The organism is Vibrio sp. 1249-1, from assembly GCF_033340495.1.
This window is the reverse complement of the sequence record NZ_JAWOWJ010000805.1, coordinates 1-600: the sequence shown is the minus strand read 5'-3', so window position 1 is coordinate 600 and position 600 is coordinate 1. Positions and strand designations below refer to the sequence as shown.

The 600-nt window shown below is 42.7% G+C and carries 1 pseudogene; it reads left to right on the top strand.

Going from position 1 to position 600, the window contains the following annotated elements:
• Positions 1 to 291: 291 nt before the first annotated feature.
• Positions 292 to 600, top strand: a pseudogene (locus R7Z50_RS29020) (hypothetical protein); the annotation flags it as partial.

The following is a 600-nucleotide window of genomic DNA, read 5'->3' as shown; positions in this document are numbered from 1 at the left end:
GAGCGTGAAATGAGTTTTAAAGGTTTTTGCCGTTGATTGACTCCCGTTTTAAATGCATTCGTGTAAGCTATTGTCACTGTTCAATTTTTTCTTATGGGTGTGCGAATGCATAGCTTGAATGGGGGGCTTCCCGATATTTTTGACCCTTCAAAATCTCATCGTTGCCCTATTGGGCACTCGAATCCGTCAGTGTGCCCATGTTCTACTTGTAAGATGGCTAGAGAAGCGGAGGCTTCTAGATTGGCATTAAGGCGAGCTGAAGCGAGAAACTTCGCTCCGACAGGTTCGCTAATGCCATCAAATCAAGCAATTAAGGAATCCGTAGTGCCAAAAGAAACCCCTAGAGAAAAAATTGAAAGACAGCGTAGAGAACGATTTCAGGAGCGAGAAAAAAACTGGCAAGAAATTCAAGCCAGTGAAGAGCGATACGCAGCTATTAGAAAGAAGACAGTTGAGAAAAGAAAACTAGAAAGTGAGGTTGTTAAAGCGACAGAAGCGCTTTTGATTTTTCTTCCTGCGTTGGATTTGGAAACGTCAGTACACAGCCAAGCCGTTAAAGAGTTTAGTCAGGCGTTCGATGTTATTTTGAAAGGTTATGAC